General features: G+C 49.5%; 20 protein-coding genes. 12 read left to right on the top strand and 8 right to left on the bottom strand.

Going from position 1 to position 23039, the window contains the following annotated elements; all coding sequences use genetic code 11:
* Positions 1–40: 40 nt before the first annotated feature.
* The 3 genes from TJ79_RS13950 to TJ79_RS13940 form a co-directional block, all read right to left on the bottom strand.
* A complete protein-coding gene (locus tag TJ79_RS13950; protein WP_155987882.1) occupies positions 41–1441 on the bottom strand; it encodes a stalk domain-containing protein in 1401 nt (466 codons plus the stop codon).
* Positions 1442–1734: 293 nt separating this feature from the next.
* Positions 1735–2484 (bottom strand): SDR family NAD(P)-dependent oxidoreductase, encoded by a 750-nt coding sequence (locus TJ79_RS13945; protein ID WP_040950914.1) that lies wholly within the window; start codon positions 2482–2484, stop codon positions 1735–1737.
* Positions 2485–2513: 29 nt separating this feature from the next.
* Positions 2514–3269 carry an SDR family NAD(P)-dependent oxidoreductase gene (locus TJ79_RS13940; RefSeq protein ID WP_040950913.1) on the bottom strand — a complete coding sequence of 252 codons (756 nt, stop codon included), beginning with the start codon at positions 3267–3269 and terminating at the stop codon, positions 2514–2516.
* Positions 3270–3426: 157 nt separating this feature from the next.
* On the opposite strand from TJ79_RS13940, the gene TJ79_RS13935 reads away from it, so the two are divergent.
* Entirely contained in the window at positions 3427–4686 is a 1260-nt protein-coding gene (locus TJ79_RS13935; protein WP_052339588.1) for a helix-turn-helix domain-containing protein, read from the top strand.
* Between the two features lie 18 nt (positions 4687–4704).
* Here TJ79_RS13935 and TJ79_RS13930 read toward each other — a convergent pair whose 3' ends face one another.
* The gene (locus TJ79_RS13930; RefSeq protein ID WP_040950912.1) at positions 4705–6402 is read right to left on the bottom strand and encodes a DUF6044 family protein; all 1698 of its coding nucleotides are present in this window, start codon (positions 6400–6402) and stop codon (positions 4705–4707) included.
* Positions 6403–6685: 283 nt separating this feature from the next.
* Positions 6686–7063, bottom strand: a complete 378-nt coding sequence (locus tag TJ79_RS13925; protein ID WP_238323012.1) for a MarR family winged helix-turn-helix transcriptional regulator — start codon at positions 7061–7063, stop codon at positions 6686–6688.
* Positions 7064–7297: 234 nt separating this feature from the next.
* On the opposite strand from TJ79_RS13925, the gene TJ79_RS13920 reads away from it, so the two are divergent.
* The 5 genes from TJ79_RS13920 (at position 7298) to TJ79_RS13900 (ending at position 12661) form a co-directional block, all read left to right on the top strand.
* The gene (locus TJ79_RS13920) at positions 7298–8572 is read left to right on the top strand and encodes an amidohydrolase family protein (protein WP_040950910.1); all 1275 of its coding nucleotides are present in this window, start codon (positions 7298–7300) and stop codon (positions 8570–8572) included.
* A 31-nt stretch (positions 8573–8603) separates the two neighbouring features.
* Entirely contained in the window at positions 8604–9026 is a 423-nt protein-coding gene (locus tag TJ79_RS13915) for a MarR family winged helix-turn-helix transcriptional regulator (protein WP_040950909.1), read from the top strand.
* A 52-nt stretch (positions 9027–9078) separates the two neighbouring features.
* Complete coding sequence (locus tag TJ79_RS13910; RefSeq protein ID WP_040950908.1) at positions 9079–9912, top strand: alpha/beta fold hydrolase; 834 nt, start codon at positions 9079–9081, stop codon at positions 9910–9912.
* Positions 9913–10012: 100 nt separating this feature from the next.
* Positions 10013–10867: an AraC family transcriptional regulator gene (locus tag TJ79_RS13905; RefSeq protein WP_040950907.1), complete on the top strand. Its 855-nt coding sequence runs from the start codon at positions 10013–10015 to the stop codon at positions 10865–10867.
* A gap of 267 nt (positions 10868–11134) precedes the next feature.
* A complete protein-coding gene (locus TJ79_RS13900) occupies positions 11135–12661 on the top strand; it encodes a malate:quinone oxidoreductase (protein WP_040950906.1) in 1527 nt (508 codons plus the stop codon).
* A gap of 74 nt (positions 12662–12735) precedes the next feature.
* On the opposite strand, the gene TJ79_RS13895 is transcribed toward TJ79_RS13900, so the two are convergent.
* Positions 12736–14349 (bottom strand): response regulator, encoded by a 1614-nt coding sequence (locus tag TJ79_RS13895; protein ID WP_040950905.1) that lies wholly within the window; start codon positions 14347–14349, stop codon positions 12736–12738.
* Positions 14346–16199 carry a sensor histidine kinase gene (locus TJ79_RS13890; RefSeq protein ID WP_052339587.1) on the bottom strand — a complete coding sequence of 618 codons (1854 nt, stop codon included), beginning with the start codon at positions 16197–16199 and terminating at the stop codon, positions 14346–14348. The genes TJ79_RS13895 and TJ79_RS13890 overlap by 4 nt, the downstream gene beginning before the upstream one ends.
* A 191-nt stretch (positions 16200–16390) precedes the next feature.
* Here TJ79_RS13890 and TJ79_RS13885 point away from each other — a divergent pair, with 191 nt between their 5' ends.
* From TJ79_RS13885 to TJ79_RS13860, 6 genes are all read left to right on the top strand, one after another.
* Positions 16391–17269 (top strand): carbohydrate ABC transporter permease, encoded by an 879-nt coding sequence (locus tag TJ79_RS13885; RefSeq protein WP_040950904.1) that lies wholly within the window; start codon positions 16391–16393, stop codon positions 17267–17269.
* Positions 17269–18108, top strand: coding sequence for a carbohydrate ABC transporter permease (locus TJ79_RS13880; RefSeq protein ID WP_040950903.1), 840 nt, complete (start codon positions 17269–17271; stop codon positions 18106–18108). The genes TJ79_RS13885 and TJ79_RS13880 overlap by 1 nt, the downstream gene beginning before the upstream one ends.
* Before the next feature lie 139 nt (positions 18109–18247).
* Positions 18248–19588 (top strand): ABC transporter substrate-binding protein, encoded by a 1341-nt coding sequence (locus TJ79_RS13875; RefSeq protein WP_040950902.1) that lies wholly within the window; start codon positions 18248–18250, stop codon positions 19586–19588.
* Positions 19589–19744: 156 nt separating this feature from the next.
* Positions 19745–20725 (top strand): aldo/keto reductase, encoded by a 981-nt coding sequence (locus tag TJ79_RS13870; RefSeq protein WP_040950901.1) that lies wholly within the window; start codon positions 19745–19747, stop codon positions 20723–20725.
* Between the two features lie 33 nt (positions 20726–20758).
* The gene (locus TJ79_RS13865; protein WP_040950900.1) at positions 20759–21145 is read left to right on the top strand and encodes a MerR family transcriptional regulator; all 387 of its coding nucleotides are present in this window, start codon (positions 20759–20761) and stop codon (positions 21143–21145) included.
* Between the two features lie 195 nt (positions 21146–21340).
* Complete coding sequence (locus tag TJ79_RS13860) at positions 21341–22147, top strand: hypothetical protein (protein ID WP_052339586.1); 807 nt, start codon at positions 21341–21343, stop codon at positions 22145–22147.
* Positions 22148–22210: 63 nt separating this feature from the next.
* Here TJ79_RS13860 and TJ79_RS13855 read toward each other — a convergent pair whose 3' ends face one another.
* Entirely contained in the window at positions 22211–22870 is a 660-nt protein-coding gene (locus TJ79_RS13855; RefSeq protein ID WP_040950899.1) for a DUF1232 domain-containing protein, read from the bottom strand.
* Positions 22871–23039: the final 169 nt, after the last annotated feature.

The raw sequence follows: 23039 nt of genomic DNA, 5'->3' as shown, positions 1-23039 counted from the left end.
GGATATCACCTTTCGGGAAAGAGTTAGGTTAGGATGCGAATTATTCCGTAACTTGCGTTACTGTGTTGTTTTTAAATACGATGACTTTTCCGTCAACGATAGCGGCAAAGCGGCTTCCATCTGGGGACGGGGCAAGTTCAGTTATATCCAAGCTTGTGGAAAAGAGCTTCGTTTTCACGCCGTTTTCTTTCACCGCATAAACGGTGGTGAGGTCCCCTTCGGAGACGATGGCGATCAGTTGCCCAGAAGCGGTCAACAGGGTGGATTCTACGTCCAGTCCGGAGAGGAGATCCGTGAATTTGCCCGCTTCTGCGGACAATTTCAGGCTGCCGGTTACCGAATCGCCATCTGGATTAAAGCTTACGTACACGGCATGACCGTCAGGAAGCAGCAGGGGCGAGAGTTTATTGTCGTTTGCGGTGGTCAGCTGAACCGGCTTGGCGTCTTTGGTAGCGGAATCCAGAAGATAAAGCTGCTGGCCGGCTTTGGAGAAATCGATGGTCAGCGATTCTAAGGTGGAGTTAGCATCGTTCACGGCGGTGCCCGTCACATTGACGGTGTACAGGAACGTTTTGTTGTCCGGCGTTACTCGCAGATCCGACTTGAAATTAACCTTGTCGTCAAGGATTGTGGTGATCGAACGCGTAACCAGGTCAATGCTGGAGATTTTCTCCTGGTTGTCGCCTTGGATAAAGAAAATCTTTTTGCTGTCTGAGGACCATACCAGATCGGTTTTGGTCGTGGTGTCGATGCCGAGCGGAGTGTTGACGCCATTGTTCAGTTGGAGCAGCTGCAATTGGGCTCTGCTGTCCACGAACGCGCCGTACATTCCATCCGGGGAAATGACCGGCTGCAGGCTATTTTCATTTCTCGAGAGTTTCTCGCTCGCTAAAGTGACCGGATTGATCTGGTAGAGAGCGGAGGAATCGTCTCCTTCAGCAGCAGCGATCAGTTCATCGTTGTTAATCCATTGAGGGTGGCTGAAGGATCCGCTCAGAAGCGGGAATGTGTAAATGCTCGTGGCGCCGTTTAGTTCCAGAACCGTTCCGCCAAGAGCTTTAACGAAAGGAGTGAGTTCGATGAAAAGCGAGTCTTGCACAAGCTGGGTATTCGTCGAGAATTGGGCGGTTTGGCCATTGACCGTATAGTCGGCTTTCCCTACATTTACCCGTACCGTATTATTTCCTTTAACGAGAACGGTGTTGTTGGAGTATTCCGCTTTTAATCCGTAACCTTCCGCAAGATCTTTGATGCTGTAGAGCGTGGTGTCCCCTGATTGGATAACCCGAATGTTACGGGCTTCTCCATTGAAAGAGATGGAGACGGAACTGATGGATGTCTTTACTGCGGCGGGAACGGGTGCGGCACCGGCGGTTGCGGGCACGACGGCGGCTGCGAGGAGGGCGCTTGCGAGAACAAAACGGCTGACTTTGCTTTTCATCTTTTCACCTGCTTGAATGGATTTGGTTACTTGCAACGAATTCTACTGCCACCCTGATTCTCTGAGTCTGGTAAAATATAACTAGGTACATTTTCCCTTCCGTTTGTTAACGGAGTTTCGCTGAATTGTAAAAAGAAGGTATATTTTTTGTAGAGAAATTGTAAAGGTTCATAGATGGCGGGAAGTCGCCAAAATAGCGAAAATCCCTCAACCGCCATTCGGGGGTGAGGGATTTTTTAACGTATTGAATCGTATTTAACTTGAAGGGTCTACTTTGTTTTTGGCAACTGTTTTTACCGCAGCATGATAGAACCGCCGTCGACCATTAGCGTCTGTCCTGTCATGTAGCTGGAATCGTCGCTGGCCAGAAATACGGCAACGCGCCCGATATCGTGTTCGGTGTCGCCAATTCGTCTCAATGGGATGGCATCGATCATCGCTTGATATTCGGCAGGGAAAAGCTCGCTCCACTTTTGTACGCCTGGCGAATTGGCGATCGGACTGATGCAGTTTACGTTGATGCCGTCGATGCCCCATTCGTTGGCCGCTACGCGCGACAGCCCGCGAATAGCTTCCTTAGCCGAGCCGTAAGCCGCTTGAGTGGGCATGCCGGAAAGGCCGGCGCCGGAGGCAAAGTTGATGACCGAGCCTTTCGTTTCTTTTAGGTGCGGGTAACATAGCTGCATCAAGAAAAAGGTCGGGTAGAAGCTGGTTTCGAACGAGAGCGCCAAATCCTCCGGAGTTGTTTCGGCAAACATCACCTGTTTGGAGACGTGTGCGTTATTGACGAGGATGTTGATTTGTCCAAAGGCGTTTACCGTTTCGTCTACAATACGCTTGAGGTCAGAACGGTCTCTAAGATTTGCATTGATGAATTTACCTTGACTGATTTCATTCAGTTCTTTCTCTGTAGCCATTCCGTGTTCTTCGTTGATGTCTACAATGACAACCTTCGCGCCTTCCTTGGCCATCGCGTGGGCAATACCGCGCCCGATGCCAGAGGCTCCACCTGTAATAATCGCTACTCTGTCCTGAAGTTTCATATTTGGTTACCTCCCTGTATCGGATAGACTTAAAGCGTCAGGCCACCGTCAACCACTACGATGGAGCCTGTCATGTAGCTGGCGCGATCGGAAGCGAGGAAAGAGACGACTTCCGCCAGCTCGTTTGGCTGCGCAAAGCGGCCCATACGCATATTGCCGACTTCCTCCGGCACGTATCCGCCCGACGTGAAAGCTTGTCCTACGCTCTTAGTCAGTGCTGTTTCAACTCCACCCGGGCAAATGCCGTTGACGCGGATGCCTTTCTTCACATACTCGATCGCCGCGCCTTTCGTCAGACCGACAACCGCATGCTTGCTTGCTGAATAAGCGGAAGCGCTGTGCTCGCTCTTTACTCCCGCGGTTGAAGCCGTATTAATGATCGTTCCGCTTCCTTGCTCCTCCATTACCTTCAAAACATATTTCATGCCGAGGAAGACCCCCCGGACATTTACGTTCATGACCCTGTCGAATTCGTTCTCGTCAACGTCCGCGAGCTTCGCGAACTTCTGTACGATACCGGCATTGTTAAAGAAAATATCGATACGGCCATAGGCATCCTTTGCTGCCTTTACATAACGCTGAACATCCTCGCTTTTTGATACGTCAGCTTGCACGAAGATCGCTTCCCCGCCTTGTTCCTGAATAAGCTTAACAGTCTCCTGGCCGGATGCCTCGTTGAAATCGACGGCAACGATACTCGCGCCATAGCCCGCCATTTTTAAGCTGCTTGCTCGGCCGATGCCGCTTCCTGCTCCAGTAACGATAGCGATTTTATTGTCCAACATTTGGCTCTTCCCTTTCTGCAGTGTAATGGATGTTCTCTGCAACCTCAGTGTAGATCTCTTTGAAAGCGGTTTATTGTGTTTGTCAATGATTTATTGTACATTTTTAATATAATAATATTAAAATATTGTTACACTTTTTCGTTCTGTGGAGGTTCACATGAATATGCTGCCGGAGTTGGCTGTTTTTGGCCAGCTTCTCTATGATGCCCTTCAACTGCCTGTTTTTATCATACATCCGGGGCGGAGGATTGAATCGGGATGGGCCGATCCTCAACTTCGAGTGAGCCCGTATTTCGCATCGATTCGCGAGCAACTCGCCGGTTACGCTTATGCGTTGCATACCGCGGAGCAGCCGGTTCATTTTACACGTTCCCGGCTTCAGTATTTCTTTGTGAACGCGCTAAATGAAGACCGGCTTGCCGGTACGCTTGTCGTTGGCCCGTACTTGCATGAGAAGCCGCTGGATGGCCAGTTGAATGAGACGATGAGCACACTCCATGCGGATAACCAGAGGCAGCTTTTCGATTTGTACGAGAAGGTTCCTATGGTATCCAAAGAGCGTTCCCGCGCGCTGAGCCTCATGATTCACTATGCGATTCGCCGGCAGCTTGTCGATCCTTCAGCAAACCTACTGGCAAACGGCGCGCCGCTGTTGGAACCGGTTGTGGAAAAGGAAGAGGGAGATGCCGCGCTGTCCCGAAGCCGTCGCAATGGCATTCTGCATGCTAATCTGTCATATGAGCGTGTTTTACTGCACTATGTACGCAGGGGAGAGAAAGAACGTATTCGGTCATTCGTCAATGAATCCATCATCAGCGAGGAAGAGTTCGGCGTGCTGGCTATGCGAAGCCGGCTGCGGAGCGAGAAGAACCTGATGATTACGGGTATCGCTCTGATCTGCCGAGCGGCGATTGAAGGGGGCATGCTCGAGGAGGATGCGTTTACGCTGAGTGATTTCTATATTCAGCAGTTAGAGGAGAAAGGTACGCTGCAGGCGGTTACCGCTGTCATGATGGAGGCATTGTTTGATTTCGTCGACCGGGTAGCAGAGCTCCATCGGGGCCATTACTCGCCAGCCGTGCAGGAATGTCTGAACGAGATCGCGAGCCATTTGTACGGCGACATTACGCTCAACCGGCTTGCCGAGCGCACGAATCTCAGCCCGAATTACTTGTCGAGCCTTTTCAGTAAGGAGATTGGCCTGACGATTTCTGAGTACATCCAGCGGGAACGGATCGAGGAAGCAAAAAAGCTGCTCACGTTGACCGACTATCCGATCACCGATATCGCAGCATGGTTGAACTTTAACGACCAGAGCTATTTCAACAAGGTGTTTAAGAAATGGCAAAGTATGACGCCGAAGGCATATCGGCATTCCGAACAGCATCCGGCTTGGCCACGAAACGCCTACAGGTAGGGGGCGCTTTGAGTCCCTCTATTTCGTCATTTTCACTTGATACAGATAGATCTTCCAAGCGGAAGCGGGGTTGTCAAAGGACTTCAAAAATCGGAGTCCATCCTCATCGGCATTCATAATGGGCACGGATGAAAAAATATAACGGCCCCCCATTTCCCGGAAAACATCCATATTCAGTTCCAGATGGTGGATCTCTTTCGTGGAGTCCTTTTTGAAATCATACTTCTCTCCAAGTTCACTTACAAAGAGGTAGCAACGGCCTCCCCACTGATCGAAATAGGATTTCAGTTCTTGATTTTTATCCAATTCTTTCGCGATGATTTTTCGAAAATCATGCTTGTACGTAAGGGGATAGTAATTGTTGTAGGTGTCCAGTGTATAGAAGCCATTGTACTGCGCGATAGCAGGGTGAAGCCCAATGCTGGCTACTCGATAGGATTCCTGGGGTTGCCCGATATAATCCTTAATCTGTTTAAATTGATCCACCGCATAAAACTGTTTCACACTGGGGTCGCCGTGTACGCGATAAATGATTTCATCGTTGCATAGGAAAAGGAAAACAATCTGTAGAACAAGGCAAAGCTTCACTTTCTTTTGCCAGTTATTGCCCATTTTCCAAAGGATAAGGAGTCCGAGGGCAAAGCCAAGATAGATCACGAGTGGATGCAGAAAATGAAAACGCGCAAAATTGAACGTTTGCAGGATCGAAAAATGTTCCTTCAGCGGCTGCCACATTTTGCTATACCAAAAGGCGTACCATACGGACAGGACAAAATTCAGCCCAAGCAAATAAGTGAACCATTTATTCTCTCGCAGGCTTTTTTGTTTGATTATAATACCTAGCGCTATAAAAAGAATCGGCAGGATGACCAAGGTATGCATGGTCAAAACATGGCCATGACCAAAAATAAAATTCACAAAAGTAAGAGAAATGGAATGCCAAAGATCGAGAGTTGAATTGACGAATTCCGATCGGCTGGAGGGAGTATTCGAAAAAACGAGCCCAAACACAAGCCGATATTCGATGGCCAAATAAACCACGGTCATGAGCGCGATACTCCCGATAAATGCGGGATTCCAAGCGCGCTTTTTGATCAGGTCTCGCAGCCAAAGCAACCCCATTGCCGTCAAGAAAAAGAAGAAGCCGAGAACAAAGCTGGAATACAGGGGCAGGAGAATGAGAACCGCCCAATTTTTCCAGGAGAATTCTCTTTTGCGGATATTCAAAAATGCCCATAGCGCCAAAGGTTGCCCCAATGTGCTTAACATACCTGACGGCCAAAATGGCGTCAAAGCGAAAGCGAGAGAAACTCCGACACGAATAAGGCCGGTATCCGGCTCTTTCACGAAATGTTTTTTCAGGAGGAGGTACATGCCGAGAAAAGCCACGACCCTCGTGATGATTTGGCTGAAGGAATAAGCGATCATGGTGGGGAAAAGCGCATGCAGCCAAACAATCCCGCTATATTCTGATTCAATGGCACCTCGTGGCAATCCATTAATCACCTGGGGAATTGTCGCATTCAGCGGTCCGAATAGCTCGTGACTTCGAACTAGCACCTTGTACCAGGCGATGTTGGAGTCCAAATTATCGTGAACCCGGATATGAGCGTTTGCTCCCAATAGAAAAAGTGGGGAGACATAAAGCAGGATTATAAAAAGGGAGGCTAGAATAGCGAGTCTCTCTTTGGATAGTTTCGTTGATAATTGGCGCATAATCACCCTGCCTATCTAACTTTGGTCGACTTTTCCATTATAGAGTTCATTTATGAAAAATTGATAAACTAAACATTAATTTTTGGGTAGCATTTTATTTAATTGTTTCGGCAAGCTTACAGATTATACCTTCTTTGTTGGACTATCCCAGATAGGGTGAACAATTAAAACCCTTACTTAGTAAGGGTTCTCAACTTGTGACACAGGGATACCTGTGTTTGTGATGTGTTCATTTATTTTTATTTTTACATAATGGCAACATGATCACCTGTTCCCTCATGACCTACATGGTCGCTTTCACTTTGATTAATAGCTCCATGAAGATCTTGCTTTCTGCTTCGGACAGGCCATGGGTAATGTTTTTTTCAACTTCGGTGAAAATTTTATTAAATTCTTCGACGAGGTCGGCTCCCTTTTTCAATAAATAGATCTTTTTCTGCCGCTCGTTATCCTCTGGTATGATGCGTTTGATGTACCCCTTTTTCTCCAACCCTTGGAGCATGCTGGTGATGGTGGCTCCTTTGCGGTTAAACCGATCCGCCAAATCCTTCTGAATGACGCCCTTTTCTTGATTTTCAAAAATGAAACCGAGCATTTGCCCCTGCTGAGCGTTTAACCCCAACTCTGATAATCTGTCATTTGCCATGTTCTTTATGTTCATTCCGATGTCTCGAATCAGATCCGAATATGGGGTATGCAATGTTTCCTTTGACATTCCAGTGCCGACTCCCTTGCTAACAGTTAGATTTCTAATAATAAGATAAGTTTAATTTTCGGAGGCTTGACTGTCAATTTATTGTTTGACTTCATTCAGTTTAACTATTGACAGTTAGAATTCTAACTGTTATATTTCAATCATTAAGGCGACAATCAAAAGACAAGGGAGAGAGAAACCATGATTACGGCCATTATCAATGCGCGTATTTTTGATGGAGAGAACGAAATCGGAGTAAAAACGGTTCTGATCGAAGGAGAAACGATCGTTTCGATTGGTGGAGAAGTACCGGAACATGCGGTCATTATCGATGCGGAAGGTGGGACTTTGCTACCCGGTCTGATTGATGCTCACGTTCACACTTCCGTGGAGGGTCTTCGGGATGCTCTGAATTTCGGTGTAACGACTGAATTGGAGATGATGGGTGGGTTCACAAAAACGGGCCGCGAGGGACAATTGAAAGGAATCGAGGATATTGCCGACGTGCGATCTGCCGGGATGGGAATCACGCCCCCGGGCGGACATCCCGATGAACTCATGCCTGGCGATGGTGAAATCCCGGACTTCGTATTGAAGGAACTGGAGAAGATGAGTGAGGAAGACCGCAACGCTATGTTGGCCGCTCATGCGCATGATCACGGAGAGGCGCCCGCGGTGACGAGCCGGGAGGAAGCCTTGGCATTCGTTAACGAGCAAGTCAGACAGGGAGCCGATTACATTAAGATCATGATTGAGGAAGGTTCGGTGTTGGCGGCGCCCGGCTTGCCTGTCTTGAGCCAAGATATCCTTCGTGCTGCCGTGGAGGAAGCTCATCGGCATCGTAAGTTGGCGATTGCCCATGTGTTGACGGCTGAAGCCTCTCGTCAAGCGATCGAAATTGGAGTCGACGGACTCGCGCACTTATTCATCGATCGCCCGGATACCACGCCTCATTTGGTGAAAATGATTGCAGACGCCGGTGCATTCGTAACCCCGTGTCTTGTATTGAACTCCTCTATTATTGGCAACCCCGCGACAATAGTGGCCAATGATCCGCGCGTGAGCAGCAAGTTGAGTCCAGAGTGGATCGAAACTTTGAACTCCAGCTTCTCAACTTACCCTCAAGGCAGCATGGAAGATAATTACCGGAACGTGATGGATCTTCATCGAGCAGGTGTTGATATCCTGGTAGGAACGGATGTCTCCGTGCCGGTTCCAACCCTTGGCGGGCTTGCCCATGGCGCCAGTGTTCACCATGAGATGCAGCTATTGGTAGAAGCGGGTTTTACGCCGATTGAAGCGCTGCAGTCTGCAACGTCAAAAACGGCACGCCGTTTTGGGCTGAACGATCGGGGACGCATCGTGGAGGGGGCAAGAGCGGATTTGGTTTTGGTTGATGGTGACCCGACAGTGAATATCACGGATACGTTATCGATTCGTGAAGTATGGCTTCGCGGTAAGCGAAAAGTAAATTGACATTTGTTTGATATCAAACTATAATGCGGGTATGGAAACGAGAGATGTCATTTCATTGATCTCCAAAATTAGAGAGAAAGTGAACCGGTTTATCCTTTCGGAGTTGACCAAAAACGGGATAGATGATATCGGCACGTCCCATGGCGATATCATCTATGCTCTTATGAAGACGCCTAAACTCACGATGGCGGATATTTCCAAAAGAATTAATAAGGATAAGTCCACCGTCACGGCACTCGTCGACAAGCTGGTTCGGCTCGGATATGTCACCAAGGAACGGGACAAGGAGGATGCTCGAGTCGTTTATGTCGCATTAACGGACAAGGGAAGCGAGCTGGAATCGATCTTTGAATCCGTATCCGCAGAAATGCTGGACGTGTTCTATTTAAACGTTTCGGAACAAGAAAAACAGGAGCTGCTTCGCATTTTAAAGAAAATTTACAACAATTTTTAATTTTTTTTTCGATAAATAGTTTGATATAAAACTAAATGAGGAGGACATGACCATGAAGGATTACACGAAAGATTTGCCTGAGCATGAGGTTAAGTACATCGGGGAGAACGATTTGTTCCTGGAGATATTCGAGGGGGAGAACCCCAAGAAAGATAACTCCAATAGACCTCCTTTGCTTTTTGTACACGGTGCCTACACTGGCAGTTGGATGTGGAGCAAATACATTCCCCACTTTATCCAGGATGGTTGGAAATGCTATGTCATGAACATGAGAAGCCATTACAGAAGCAGGGTCATGGATATGACGAGGATTACGTTCGAGGATTATTTGGACGATATTAAAGAAGTGATCGCAGAGTGTGGCGTTCCTCCGATTCTTATCGGATTCAGCATGGGAGGGATTTTGAGCCAAAAGGTAGCGGAGATTCTTGAGCTTGCCGGATTGGTGCTGGTCGATTCAAGCGTCAGTAAAGAGGTCCTTGAAGAGGTACCCTACAAAGATATAGCTCCAGTAGTACCCGAGCTCATCGTGCCTGCCCCAACTCGTGAAGAGCAATCCAGTCAGGATGAATCGGCAGATGACATTGCCTTTCAACGAAAGTATTTGGCAACGGAGTCATTCTTGGCCATTAACGCTTTTTCGGCTCATTTTGGAGCAACTGGGATATCCATTGACGGCAGGCTGATTTCTTGCCCGTGTTTGGTGATCAATGCGGTTAACAGCGATGACGACGACCGACGGGGCAGGGCGACAGCGGCGCACCTCCATGCCGAATATAAAGGGCTTTGGGGCACCACGCATACCGGCTTGCTCGTAGGGCAAAGGTACAGGGAAGCGGTGGATGCCATTTTGGAATGGTTAGAGAAAGGTATAATCGGCTCCTAAATGGGATGGATGACTAGGTACCCTAGCAATTTTGTGCACGGATTGCACGGCTATCTTTTTTGCAATGCTTTATATTGATTGGCGAGAGGATGTAGTGGGGATGGATTGGGTTTCAAGAATGAATGAGGCAATCACCTATATCGAGGATCATATTACCGAAGAAATCGCCTACTCTGAAGTAGCCAAAGTCGCATGCTGCTCTGCCTATCATTTTCAACGCATGTTTTCTTTTATTACGGAGGTTTCGTTGTCGGAGTATATTCGGCGGCGGCGTCTCACGTTGGCGGCTTTTGAACTCCAGAATAGCCAAGTTAAAGTCATTGATCTTGCGCTCCGGTATGGTTACGATTCGCCTGAGGCATTTGCCCGTGCTTTTCAAAATATGCATGGAACAACGCCCACTGCCGCGCGAAACCCAGGCACCAAACTTAAAGCCTTCCCACGAATGTCCTTTCAACTCTCGATAAAAGGGGTTGCGGAGATGAATTACCGAATGGAGGAAGCCGGTCCGTTCACGATTGTAGGAGTCAAGAACCGCGTGAATACGGAAAAAGCCTTCGAAGTTGTGCCGGCCATATGGGGGGAAGCAAGGGAGAAGGGGATTTTTGAGCAACTGTGGGACATTCGCGATGCCAGTCACAAGGTTAGAGGAATTTTAGGTGTTTGCGCGAACGGGGAATTCGGCAAGAATGAAGAATTTGACTACATTTTGGCGATCGTTTCGGACCAATCTCCACCGGAAAGCATGGTGAAAATGGACTTCCCGGAGGCTACGTGGGCGGTTTTCGAAGCGCCAGGATCACCGGATCATCTCCAAGACCTATGGAAGCGTCTTTATACCGAGTGGGTTCCCGTTTCCGCCTACGATCTTGCCTATTTACCGGCAATCGAATGTTACTTGCCTATCGAGGAAAATAAAAATGAACTATGGGTACCCGTCGTGAAAAGACAGTAGATCGTTTTGGTATTTATTGAAATAGAAAAAAAGAAAGAGGCTATCCAGCAGGATAGTCTTTTTCTCTATCTATTTGATCGTAATCTCGCTTTAATGTAGCAAATAAATATCATATAATAATAAGTATCTTATTCTATTTGTGATTGCGATGTGCGATGATCAGTGGTCCAGATTGGGTTGCGAGCGGAATGCAGCCCGGCTTACTGTGGAGTCTAGGCAGGAGCGCCTATCTTTTTCACCAAATAAAAGCGTATAAGGGCGGTAAAAATGAACAGCGGACAAACCAAAACCGACGTTATCTTAATTGGTGCCGGAATCATGAGTGCGACTATAGGGTCGTTATTGAAGGAGTTCGTGCCGGACTGGAAAATGACCGTGTTTGAGAAGCTTGAAAGCGTGGGTGAGGAAAGCTCCAACGAGTGGAATAACGCGGGAACGGGACATTCTGCTTTATGCGAGCTTAACTATACCGTCGAACAACCGGATGGATCCATCGATATCAGCAAAGCGATCAAGGTGAATGAAGACTATCAGGTTTCCCGGCAGTTTTGGTCTTATCTGGTAAGCCGCAATTTAATCCGCAATCCCCGCGACTTTATCGTGCCTGTCCCCCACATGAGTTTTGTGCAGGGAGAAGATGACGTAGCTTTTTTGCAAAAACGATTTAAAGCGCTGTCAGCCAATCCTCTGTTTCAAGGGATGGAATATTCCGATAACCCGGAAAAGCTGAAGGAATGGATTCCGCTTATGATGAACGACCGTGTCTTGGATAAACCCATCGCGGCAACGAGGATGGAAACGGGGACGGACGTCAACTTTGGCGCCTTGACACGCATCTTGTTCGATCATTTGAGAAGTAAAAATGTCGAGATTAAATTCAAGCATCAAGTTGAAGATATCAAACGCACGGACGACGGATTGTGGGAAGTTAAGGTGCGGAACGTCGATAGCGGCGCGGTGGAAAGCCATACAGCGAAATTTGTCTTTATCGGCAGTGGGGGCGGGAGTCTGCCATTGCTGCAAAAGTCCGGAATTCCGGAAGGAAAAGGGATTGGCGGCTTTCCGATCAGCGGCCTGTTTATGGTGTGCAAGAAGCCCGATATCGTAGTACACCATCATGCAAAAGTGTACGGAAAAGCGGCGGTCGGCGCCCCTCCCATGTCGGTTCCCCATCTGGATACGCGTTTTATCGACGACCAGGAAACGTTGCTGTTTGGACCGTTTGCCGGGTTCTCACCGAAGTTTTTGAAATCCGGTTCGATGCTTGATCTGGTTGCTTCTGTGAAGCCTCATAATCTCGTTACGATGCTGGCGGCAGGCGTGAAAAATGCTTCTTTGACTACCTATCTGATCAAAGAAGTGATGTTATCCAAAGAAAAACGTATGGACGCATTACGGGAATTCATTCCGGGTGCCAAAAGCGAGGATTGGGATCTGCTGGTGGCCGGGCAGCGCGTACAAATCATCAAAGACACGGACGCCGGAAAAGGGACGCTTCAATTCGGCACGGAAGTGATCAGCGCCGCCGACGGCTCCATCGCCGCCTTGCTTGGGGCTTCACCAGGTGCCTCCACTGCTGTTTCCGTCATGCTGGAGGTTCTGAAAAGATGCTTCCCGCAGCAAATCAAGGATTGGGAACCGAAGCTGAAGGAAATGATTCCCTCTTACGGTGTGTCCTTATTGAAAAACCCGGAGCTGATCGCTGAGATTCAAAGCTCGACAGCGCAGATCCTTGGACTTAGCGGCGAAAGCGACAGCAACAGCCCTGAACGCGAATTGCACCTCGTTATGTAAAAATTTGCAGCAGCTCATATAAAAATCAGGCCCACTCCCGAGGGAGTTGGGCCTTTTAGATTTCACGTTGATCCTCATACAACCCCTGCTTTTCGATACTCGTTCGGGGTCATGCCGGTTAGCTTCTTGAATACCTTGCTGAAATACTTTTCGTCCTGGTAGCCGACCATTTCGGCGATTTGGGCGATTTTGAGGTTGGGGTTTAAGAGAAGAAGCTTCGCTTTCTCGTTGCGGATCCGGCCGATGTAGTCGGAGACGTTTTCCCCGGTTTCTTGCTTGAACCGGCGGGAGATATACTCCCGTCCTACATAGAGATGATTGGCGATATCCTGCAAAGTTAACTCGTTCTGATAGTTGGCTTGAATGAACTTGGCAATCTCATGGACGAGGTTGTTTTCTTTGCGCCGTTTCTCCGCAAGCAGCTTGGAGACGAGACGCATGGCGCGGTTCAGTTCATCCTCCCAGATCTCCAAAGATGGTTTACCAGCCCCATCTAGCGGAATGCCGAAGGGTCGGATCATGTCTGGCAGCTCGATATCCACCTCGGTGTCCCTTACGAGCTCTTGCAGCAAGTGGGAGCAATACACCGTATATTCGTTCCACCAGAGCTCTAACTGTTCCACGGTCAGAGGTTGGAGCTTGCGCAAGGGAGAGATGGCTTGACCTACGGCTTTAGCGATGGCATCGGTGTTTCCGCTTTGGACGGCCATCCGCAAATCTTCCGCATGCTCGTTAAAGCGTACAATCGGACTGCCTGATTGCTGTCGGTTGATGTAATGGTTATAAGCCCAGTCGTCAAGCAAATTCCGCTGCCGGATGGCGTTTTTGGCTTCCTTGTACGATTCGGATAAACCGTACGGGAACGGCTGCGCCGAGCCGATACCGAAGTGCAGGCGCGTGCCTAGCGTCCGTGCCATACCGGAGTTCATCTCATTCAAAAGCGCATCGATCTCGTCCGTACCGTTCCAGAGCAAGATTAATATTTCCTTGTCGCTGTTCCAGTACCGAAAGGCGTATCCCGTATTATTTCGACGAATGAACTCATTGCAGATGTTGGTGAGCGAGAAGACGAGCAGCTCGCGATTCGCACCGAATTTGCCGGCAAGAGCGGGTTCGATGCAGTCCAGTCCAATCACGACGGCACGGCACAGATGGCCGCTGGCCGATAGGCCAAACTCCACACGAAGGGATTCCATCGCGGTTCCGATGGAGGACGGATCGGAGACTAGACTTGAGAAAAACTTGTCCCAATAGACCGGTTTCAGTTGGTTGACCTCGATATTTTGCTGTGCCGTCCGGTGCCGTTTCTGCTCTTCCTCGTACCAGCTATCTAGTGCTCTCTGCACCGTTTCGGCCAGTTGGTCAGCATCGATCGGCTTGAGCAGGTAGTCAACGCAGCCGTGCTTCAGCGTATGGCGGACGAGCTTGTAATCGTCGTGGCCGCTGATGACAATAGTTTTGCTGAGGGGGGAATGGATGACGATCCATTCCAGCAATTCGGATCCGGTTTTCACCGGCATCATCATGTCGATGAAAATAAGATCAGGCTTCTCTTGAGAGATGAGCTCGATGGCTTGCTCGCCGTCCGATGCTTCGAACACCTGGGTGATACCGTGGCGGTTCCAATCGACGAGCAGGCGCACGGCGTCGCGTACGTGTTTTTCGTCATCTACGATGATGGCATTCATGCGTTTTCCTCCTTCGATTCGCTGGTTTTCGGTTCTGTGGGCTGCGGTGGGAACCGTAAAAGGACTTTCAAGCCGTAGGGTTCAACTGCTGACAAGTGCATTTCCGGTGTGTCGTAGTTCAAAAGGACAAGTCTGGAGAGCACATTTTCCAGCCCGATATGCTCCTGTGTCGCGTCTTTCGGATCTTCGCCCCTGGCCACGCGAGATAGCCTCATTTGCATCGTCTCAAGCTGATCTGCGTCTATGCCGGTTCCGTTATCTTCCACGGTGATTTCGATTCGTTCCATCTCCTCATCCCACCCGATGCTTATGGCGATCCGGGCCAATTCTTCCCGCGGAACAAAGCCATGCTTAAAGTAATTTTCCACGATCGGCTGAATGATCATTTTCGGAATCGGGATATGCAAGATTTTTTCGTCGGCGTTTATCGTGTAGTCGAAGGTATCGTCAAAGCGCTGCTTCTGCAGCTTTAAGTAAGCAAGCACGTAATCCAGTTCCTGCTGCAATGCCACGAAAGCCTCATCCGTTCGCATGCTGTAGCGCATCATCCGGCCGAGAGAAGTGATGAGCGAGTACGTCTTCTGGTCCTGGTTCTGCAGTGAGGATGTCGCGATGGACTGCAGCGCATTGTACAGGAAGTGCGGGTTTGTCTGTGCCTGCAAAGCCTTGAGCTGATTGGTTTTGTTGGCAATTTCCAGCTTGTATTCACGCAAAATGAGATCGTTGATCGTATGCATCATCGATTGAAAGCGGCGGGCGAGAATGCCCAATTCGTCGTTGGAGTCGATATCGATTTCCTGCAGCAGGTTCCCGCTTTCGACTTTTCGGACGTAAACAAGCATCTTTTTGATGGATCGGGTCAAGCGGATCGTAATATACATCATCAAAACCACCGCCACGCTGAGGAACAGGGCGAAGATGTAACTATTGATTTTCGTCACGCCTCTTGCACTCGCGCTAAGCTCACTGTAAGGCGTAAGCTTAACAATCGTCCAATTCATGTAGCGAGTGGACAGCTTTTCATAGAAAACAAGGCCGGAGAAGCCGTTCTTTGTCCAATCGTAATGGCCGCTTGCAGACTCCGATTCGCGGATCGGCCCAGTCCAGCCTTCGTTTAGCACGGTTCCCCACAGGGCTTCGTCCGGTGCGTAAATGATATGGCCGCTCTGATCGAAAATGTACAACGTATCACCCGCCCCTGACTGCTCGCCGATGCTGCGGATCAAGTCCATCTTGATGTCGATGGAGACGATGCCAAGGATCTCATCGGCTGGAGTCTTGATGATCGGCCGATGAAACGTCAGTACCGTCTGGCGCTCGCGCAGCGGGATGATATCGCCCATTCCGTAGTTGTGGCTGACATGGGGAGGCTCGACGTAGGCGGCGGAAGATTTGGGTAGGACAAATTTTGGATTGTACAGATGCCGGTTGAAGTCGTTTACCTGCAGAGTGGACATGTGGTCTTTTGCCGTGTAAAGATGGATTTTGTAAAATTCCTTGACTGAACGGAGCATATTCAACAGCTGGCTGCGCAGGGTTTCCGGCGGCGATATTATGGATTCCGGCACGCCGCTCGCTCCGGAGGTATGCTCCAAATCCTCGATATACGTATAAAGCGAGCCCGCCTGGTTGATGCCGGAATAGATCGTCAAGCTCGACTGATTGACGGTGTTCATGTAGTTCAGCAAGTTTTGCTTTCCCAAAGAAAGCATCGACTCCGTACTGCGGATCGTATCCTTCGTGACTGAGTTTGTCGTGTAGTAGTAAGAGATGATCATGGAAGTGGATATCGGGACGACAGTCGCCACGAGCAGGAGCAGAATGAGCTTCGTTCGGATGCTATGGAACATGGCCGTTCTCCTTCGGAATCGAATATAAGCGAATGATAGCGTATTCATTTTGCTGCGGCAACTGAAAAGTTTTGGTCAATATATTCCACCTTGCCCGTCATGATCGGCGGTAGTTCATTCGGGCACTAACCCCCTATACTTGGGGTAGTCTTCGATATTAGCACATACGTTATCGCTTTGGGGGAATGGAGATGGGCAGAAAAAGAAGGGGAGAATGGCTGCAGCAGACGGTTTTTGTCGGGCCGGGTTTGCTTTTGTTCCTCATTATCGTCATAGTGCCGTTCTTAATGGGATTCTATTATTCATTCACAAAATGGGATGGCATCCGTGCCGCTCCGACTTGGACAGGGTTGAACAATTTGCATATTTTGCTCGGAGAAGAGCGGTTTTGGCGATCCTTTCTGTATACGCTCAAATTTACGGCTGTGACAGTTGTTCTATCGAACGTCCTTGGGTTTGGTTTCGCCCTTCTTCTGACGAAAGGCTTGAAGCTGAAAAACGCCCTTCGTACCGTGTTGTTTCTGCCCAATGTCATCGGCGGCTTGCTGCTCGGCTACATCTGGCAGTTCATTTTCGTCAAAGGCTTCTACACCATCGGCCAACATTCCAGCATCGGCCTCTTCAAGGAACCGTGGCTGGGCACGCCGGCAACCGGTTTTTGGGGTACAGTCATCGTCTTCGTGTGGCAAACGGCAGGCTATATGATGATCGTGTATATTGCGGCGCTCGTCGGCGTGCCGAAGGATTTACAGGAGGCTGCGCGAATAGATGGAGCAGGCCGCTGGCAGACGCTATGTAGGATTACACTGCCAATGGTCATGCCCGCGATCACGATTTGTTTGTTCTTGACGACCTCCAGTGCCTTCAAAATGTTCGACCTGAACCTTTCCTTGACCAATGGCGGTCCGGGAACCGCGACGGAATCTCTCGCCTTGAACATTTACAGAGAAGCTTTCACCAACAGTAATTTCGGACTCGGCACGATGAAGGCGATGGTGTTCTTCTTCGCCGTCGCGATTGTGACGGTCACCCAAGTGCTCGTGACGAAGAAGCGGGAGGTGGAAGCGTAGTGAAAACCAAATCGAACTATTCCTTTTCTCTCTTTGGCTTTGAAATACTCGCGTGCTTGGTCGGCTTGTTGTTTCTGTCGCCCTTCTACTTTTTGATTAGCAACTCGTTTAAGTCATTCCGCGAAATCTTGGTCGATGCCGCTTCATGGCCGAAGGATTTTACACTGGATAATTTCAAAAAGGCGTGGGAAATCATCGATTTCCCCAAAGTCGCAGTCAATTCGTTGATGATAACAGTGCTTAGCGTTCTATGCATTGTGCTGTTCAGCGCGATGCTCGCTTATCGCCTCGTGCGGCGGCCAACGACTTTTAACCGGTTGATATTCGTTGTCCTCATTGCGGCTATGATCATTCCGTTCCAATCGATCATGCTGCAGATGGTCAAGGTTGCGGCTTTGCTGCATTTGCACGGCACTTTATACGGCATAATTGTTTGCTACATCGGGTTCGGGCTGCCTCTGGCGATGTTCCTCTTCCACGGGTTTATCAAATCGGTTCCTCACGAAATCGAGGAGTCGGCGGTCATCGACGGCTGTTCTCCTTACGGGGTATTTTTCCGGATCGTGTTGCCGCTCGTTCGTCCTATTGCCGTGACGGTCATTATTTTGAATGTACTGTGGATTTGGAACGATTACTTGCTACCGGTGCTCATCATTGGCCGGAATGATGCACTGCGGACGATTCCGCTAGCCATACAATCCTTCTTTGGGCAATATACGAAAAAATGGGACTTGGCCATGGCCGCGTTGACCCTCAGCATTGTGCCGATTATCGTGTTTTTCCTGTCGCTGCAGAAGCACGTCGTAGAAGGCGTCTCACAAGGAGCACTCAAAGGTTGATTTTAACAATATCAACAAATTACACCATTTTGTTTAATTTAATCCATATCGCGAATGGGGAGCCTCCCTCTATAATGAGCGTGTCGAACCCAATGAAAAGCGTAGTGGATTCTACAATAATTCGGGAGGTCAACAACCCATGAAGAAAATCGCCCTACTCGCGCTATCCTCTGTCTTTGCCCTGTCACTTACCGCCTGCGGTTCGGGTGCGAAAGATAGCGGCAACAAAGAAGCGGCATCCGCTTCACCATCGCCAGCAAGCACGAAGGCAAGCGAAACTGCGGCCGCAACGAAAACGCCTAAGAAAGACATTACGATCAAGGTGTTTCAGTTTAAAGTTGAAATCGACGAGAAATTGAAAGCAATGGCGAAGGAATACGAAAAGGAAACCGGCGTCAAAGTCGATATTGAAACTCACGGCGGCGGCGAAGACTACGGCGCACTGCTGAGAGCCACTCTGGCAGCCGGCGAGGAGCCGGAAATTTTCAACAACGGCGGTTTCGCTTCCCTCGTCCCTTACATGGACCGGGCTACCGATCTTTCCAATGAGTCCTGGGTCAAGGACGTTATCGAAGTGGCGAAAGCCCCGACGACGGTGGATGGCAAGCTGTACGGCATGCCGATGAACGTGGAAGGCTACGGCCTCATCTACAATAAGGACCTGTTCGCCAAAGCGGGCATTGACAAGCTGCCGACAACCTTGACGGAGCTGGAAGCAACGGCGAAAAAGCTGAAGGACGCCGGCATCACTCCTTTCATGCTTACGAATGAGTGGTGGTCGTTGGGTATTCACCTGGCGAACGTGGGGATCTCCAACCAAGAAAATCCGGCCCAATTCGTAGAAGATGTGAAAGCGGGCAAAGCGACGTTTAAAGACAATGCCACGATGAAGGAATGGGTGAAACTGGTCGAGTTGATGTTCAAATACGGCCAAACCAATGCCCTGACGACGGACTACAACTCGCAAGTGACCGGCTTTGCATCGGGCCAAGCGGCTATGATGCAGCAGGGCAATTGGGTACAAAGCATGATCGACGGCGTTACGCCGAACATGAACATCGGCACCATCCCGCTTCCGATTAACGATACTACCAGCGGTTATGTTTATACGGGCGTTCCGAACAACTGGATCGTCAACAGCAAGTCCGCCCACCCGGACGAAGCAAAGAAATTCCTGGAGTGGATGGTTACTTCCGACACCGGTAAGCACTACATCGCCACCGAGTTCAAGTTCATCCCGGCTCTTACGAGCATTCCGGCAGACTCTGCAGCCATCGGGCCGATCGCAACAGAGCTGAACAAGCTGCAAGCTGATCACCCGGACCGCGTCAAAGGCTGGCACTGGGACCGCTTCCCGGATGGCACGACTCAAGGCCTCGGCGCTGCGATGCAGGAGTTTATGGGCAAGCGCATCACCTCCGACCAACTGCTGGAGAAGTTCGACAAAGCGGTTGCGGACATTATGGCGAAGCAAAAGTAAGATTTGGTATAAAGAGGTCCTTCGGCCGCGGGTATCCGGCGGTGAAGGGCTTCTTTTTTTTCGGCAAGTTGGAGCGGCTTGACTTGGAGTTAACTCAAAGGAGTAGACTACTTATGTAAAGGAACGCACAACCGATAGAAAGCGAGGAACAATCAGATGGAATATCGGAAACTTGGGAACACGGGCTTGGATGTCTCACGCTTTTGCCTGGGCTGTATGAGCTTTGGCGTCGCGGAGCGCTGGGTTCATCCTTGGGTGCTTAACGAGGAGAATAGCCGTCCTATTATAAAAAAAGCATTGGAGCTGGGCATCAATTTCTTCGATACGGCCAATGTGTACTCGGACGGGACGAGCGAGGAAATCGTCGGACGGGCGCTAAAAGATTATGCCAACCGCGATGAGATCGTCCTCGCCACCAAGGTTCATTTTCGCATGCATGAAGGTCCGAACGGCGCTGGACTTTCCCGAAAAGCGATCATGAGCGAAATCGACAAGAGCTTGAAGCGGCTCGGTACGGATTACGTCGACCTTTATCAAATCCATCGCTGGGATTACGGCACCCCCATCGAAGAGACGATGGAAGCTCTGCATGATGTGGTGAAGGCAGGAAAGGCCCGATATATCGGCGCTTCCGCCATGTATGCATGGCAGTTCTTGAAGGCACTGCATGTAGCGGAGAAAAACGGTTGGACCCGGTTCGTATCCATGCAGAATCATTTGAACCTCATCTACAGGGAAGAAGAGAGGGAGATGCTGCCTCTTTGCAAGGAAGAAAAAATCGGCGTCATTCCCTATAGCCCCCTTGCCTCGGGGAGATTGACCCGCGATTGGTCGGAGACCACCCATCGATCCGAAACTGACCAAGTGCAGAAATCGAAGTACGACGCAACCGCCGACGCGGACCGGTTGATCGTCGAACGAGTTGCCGCCATTGCGGAAAAACGCGGCGTTCCGCGCATTCACATCGCCCTGGCCTGGCTGCTGCAAAAGGAGCCTGTGACTGCACCCATTATCGGGGCTACAAAACTGTCCCATTTGGAAGATGCCGTCGGCGCTCTATCGGTTAAGCTGACATCCGATGAGATCGCGTCACTGGAAGAACCGTATGTGCCCCATCCGGTCGTCGGCGCGGTTTAAACGAAGAAACAGGAGAGGGGGAGCGGGGCAAGCATGCTGATCGCGGAAGTAAGCGACAAATTCGATTTGTCGCAGGATACCCTGAGGTATTATGAACGGATCGGGCTTATTCCGCGAGTGAATCGCAATAAAAGCGGAATCCGGGATTATACCGAAGAGGATTGCAGGTGGGTTGAATTTGTTAAATGCATGCGTGGGGTTGGCCTTCCCATTGAAGTGCTGATCGAGTATGTCGAGTTGTTTCAACAAGGCGACGAAACCTTGGAGGTACGGAAACAACTCCTGGTGGAGCAGCATAAGCAGCTTTTGAGCCGGATGGAAGAGATGAAGACGGTGATGGAACGCCTGCAATATAAAATCTCAGCCTATGAACAAACCATAGGCGAAAAAGAAAAAACGCTCAATCGAACGTCCCCATAATAACTGGGCCATCCTCTAAAGGATGGCCTCTTTCAATTTCAGCGTATTTTTAGGAAACAATCAGTTTTGTTTCAGTTAAGCCTAAGATCGATTTAAGTTGGATTTAAGGTTGGGTGCCTAAACTTGGTAGTGTAACCAGCAGCCCATGTCGATATCACCGTTCAAAAAATCCGTAAAAGGAAAGGATGAATCTCATTGAAATCGAGCATCAGCAAAAAGGTACTATCTGGCACCCTCGCCGCATCGTTGGTTTTAGGTATAGGCTATGTAGGCTTGAGCCATACATCCGCTTTCGCAGCTTCCACAAGCAGCCCCACTCCGAGTGCAACGGATTCCACCCAAACAAAAACGTCGCAGGACGGCAAGCATGATCGCGGTGATTTCGGTTTTCGCGGAATGGACGTCTTGAAGGAAGCGGCCACCATCCTGGGAGTGGATCAATCGACACTGACGGATTCCCTTAAAAGCGGCGACAAGTCGCTGGCGGATCTAGCTTCCGAAAAAGGCATAAGCGAGACCGACTTCTTGTCCAAACTGAATGCAGCGGTGACTAGCGCAATTGACGCTCAAGTGAAAGCCGGTACGTTGACGGAGGATCAAGCGACCAAACTGAAGTCCGGTTTAGCGGACCGATTGAAGCAGCAGGTGGAGAATAAAGGTGACGACTTCGGGCGAGACGGCAAAGGTGGCGGACATGGAAAAGGCGGCTTCGGCGGCGGCAGAGAAGGCGGCTTCGGAGGCTACATGGACTCCGACGCAGCGGCCAGCATCTTGGGCATGACGCAGGACGAGCTCCGCACTGAACTGGACGCCGGCAAGACCCTCGCCGAGATCGCTCAAGCCAAGGGCATTAGCGAGGATGATTTGATCGCGAAGATCAAGGACGGCATGACCGATAAAATCAAGCAGTTCGTCGAGTCGAAGCATGAGAAACCAGCCAAGTCGAAGATTTCCTCCGACAGTGCCAGCGCAACGCCGACTCCAACTTCGACTGCATCCTAATTATCGCAAAATAGCGAGAGCACCTGCGTCATCTGCAGGTGCTCTTCTTATTTTCTCGGAACATTATGCTGTAAACTCCTCTTCGTTCAAACGATTCAGGACCAGCTGAACGGCGATAGCGTCATCTAGATACCCGATAGGAAAGAGGTAATCCGGAATGATATCCGCAGACAAAATAAAGTACAACAAGGCGCTGCCCAACAATAACTTTTCGCGGTCCGGTGTATCTTCACCACAGTAACGAATGTGCATGGTCTTCAAATGTTCAATAAACGGCCCGACCCCAACTTGACCGACTTTGAGATGAAATTCGTTACAAATCAGATTATGGCCCTCATCAGTTTGAGCATATTGTTCATATTTAACCAGTTCCTGTTTGATTCGCGCCGTTGTTGCTTCCGGGTCAAACAAACGGGATTCCCGCAGGATTTCCATAATCTCATCAAGGGAATCGTGAATGCCGGCGTTTCTTTCCCTTTTCCCGCCATATCCCTCGAATCCGGCGGCCTTGATCAATTGATCCATCGAAATATCCAAGTGTTCGGAAAACAGCTTCAAATGAGTGAGCTTTGGCTGCTGTTTGCCATTTAAAATCCGCGATATGGTAGCAGAGTCAATGCCGCATAGTGTAGCGAGATTGCGCATGGATAGCGAGTTTTTCTTAAGCAAGGAACGGATCAAATCTCCTATAGGGGGGGTGTTTATTTGATCGGACTTGGCCATCCTCTTCACCTTCCCACATTACGGTTTACATTAGTATATGGGGCAAGATGGAATGTCTTTCCTCTATCTTTATTTGTTTCTTAATGAAACGGGAGTGTTGCATTTTTTTCAAGTACATGCACTATTTTTCTCATCAGCCTATACATTAGAAGCAAATCGAACAACAAGA

The sequence above is a fragment of the Gorillibacterium massiliense genome, assembly GCF_000455485.1.
In the GTDB taxonomy this organism is placed as follows: domain Bacteria; phylum Bacillota; class Bacilli; order Paenibacillales; family NBRC-103111; genus Gorillibacterium; species Gorillibacterium massiliense.
Note: the sequence above shows the minus strand (reverse complement) of the source record. Positions and strands in the feature narration are given on the sequence as shown.

Coding starts and splice junctions, on each gene's coding strand:
- TJ79_RS13935 (WP_052339588.1), top strand. CDS start 3,427: ATGAATATGCTGCCGGAGTTGGCTGTTTTTGGCCAGCTTCTCTATGAT.
- TJ79_RS13885 (WP_040950904.1), top strand. CDS start 16,391: ATGGGCAGAAAAAGAAGGGGAGAATGGCTGCAGCAGACGGTTTTTGTC.
- TJ79_RS13930 (WP_040950912.1), bottom strand. CDS start 6,402: ATGCGCCAATTATCAACGAAACTATCCAAAGAGAGACTCGCTATTCTA.
- TJ79_RS13950 (WP_155987882.1), bottom strand. CDS start 1,441: ATGAAAAGCAAAGTCAGCCGTTTTGTTCTCGCAAGCGCCCTCCTCGCA.
- TJ79_RS13875 (WP_040950902.1), top strand. CDS start 18,248: ATGAAGAAAATCGCCCTACTCGCGCTATCCTCTGTCTTTGCCCTGTCA.
- TJ79_RS13865 (WP_040950900.1), top strand. CDS start 20,759: ATGCTGATCGCGGAAGTAAGCGACAAATTCGATTTGTCGCAGGATACC.
- TJ79_RS13890 (WP_052339587.1), bottom strand. CDS start 16,199: ATGTTCCATAGCATCCGAACGAAGCTCATTCTGCTCCTGCTCGTGGCG.
- TJ79_RS13895 (WP_040950905.1), bottom strand. CDS start 14,349: ATGAATGCCATCATCGTAGATGACGAAAAACACGTACGCGACGCCGTG.
- TJ79_RS13900 (WP_040950906.1), top strand. CDS start 11,135: ATGAACAGCGGACAAACCAAAACCGACGTTATCTTAATTGGTGCCGGA.
- TJ79_RS13925 (WP_238323012.1), bottom strand. CDS start 7,063: ATGAACATAAAGAACATGGCAAATGACAGATTATCAGAGTTGGGGTTA.
- TJ79_RS13870 (WP_040950901.1), top strand. CDS start 19,745: ATGGAATATCGGAAACTTGGGAACACGGGCTTGGATGTCTCACGCTTT.
- TJ79_RS13915 (WP_040950909.1), top strand. CDS start 8,604: ATGGAAACGAGAGATGTCATTTCATTGATCTCCAAAATTAGAGAGAAA.
- TJ79_RS13920 (WP_040950910.1), top strand. CDS start 7,298: ATGATTACGGCCATTATCAATGCGCGTATTTTTGATGGAGAGAACGAA.
- TJ79_RS13905 (WP_040950907.1), top strand. CDS start 10,013: ATGGATTGGGTTTCAAGAATGAATGAGGCAATCACCTATATCGAGGAT.
- TJ79_RS13940 (WP_040950913.1), bottom strand. CDS start 3,269: ATGTTGGACAATAAAATCGCTATCGTTACTGGAGCAGGAAGCGGCATC.
- TJ79_RS13855 (WP_040950899.1), bottom strand. CDS start 22,870: ATGGCCAAGTCCGATCAAATAAACACCCCCCCTATAGGAGATTTGATC.
- TJ79_RS13945 (WP_040950914.1), bottom strand. CDS start 2,484: ATGAAACTTCAGGACAGAGTAGCGATTATTACAGGTGGAGCCTCTGGC.
- TJ79_RS13910 (WP_040950908.1), top strand. CDS start 9,079: ATGAAGGATTACACGAAAGATTTGCCTGAGCATGAGGTTAAGTACATC.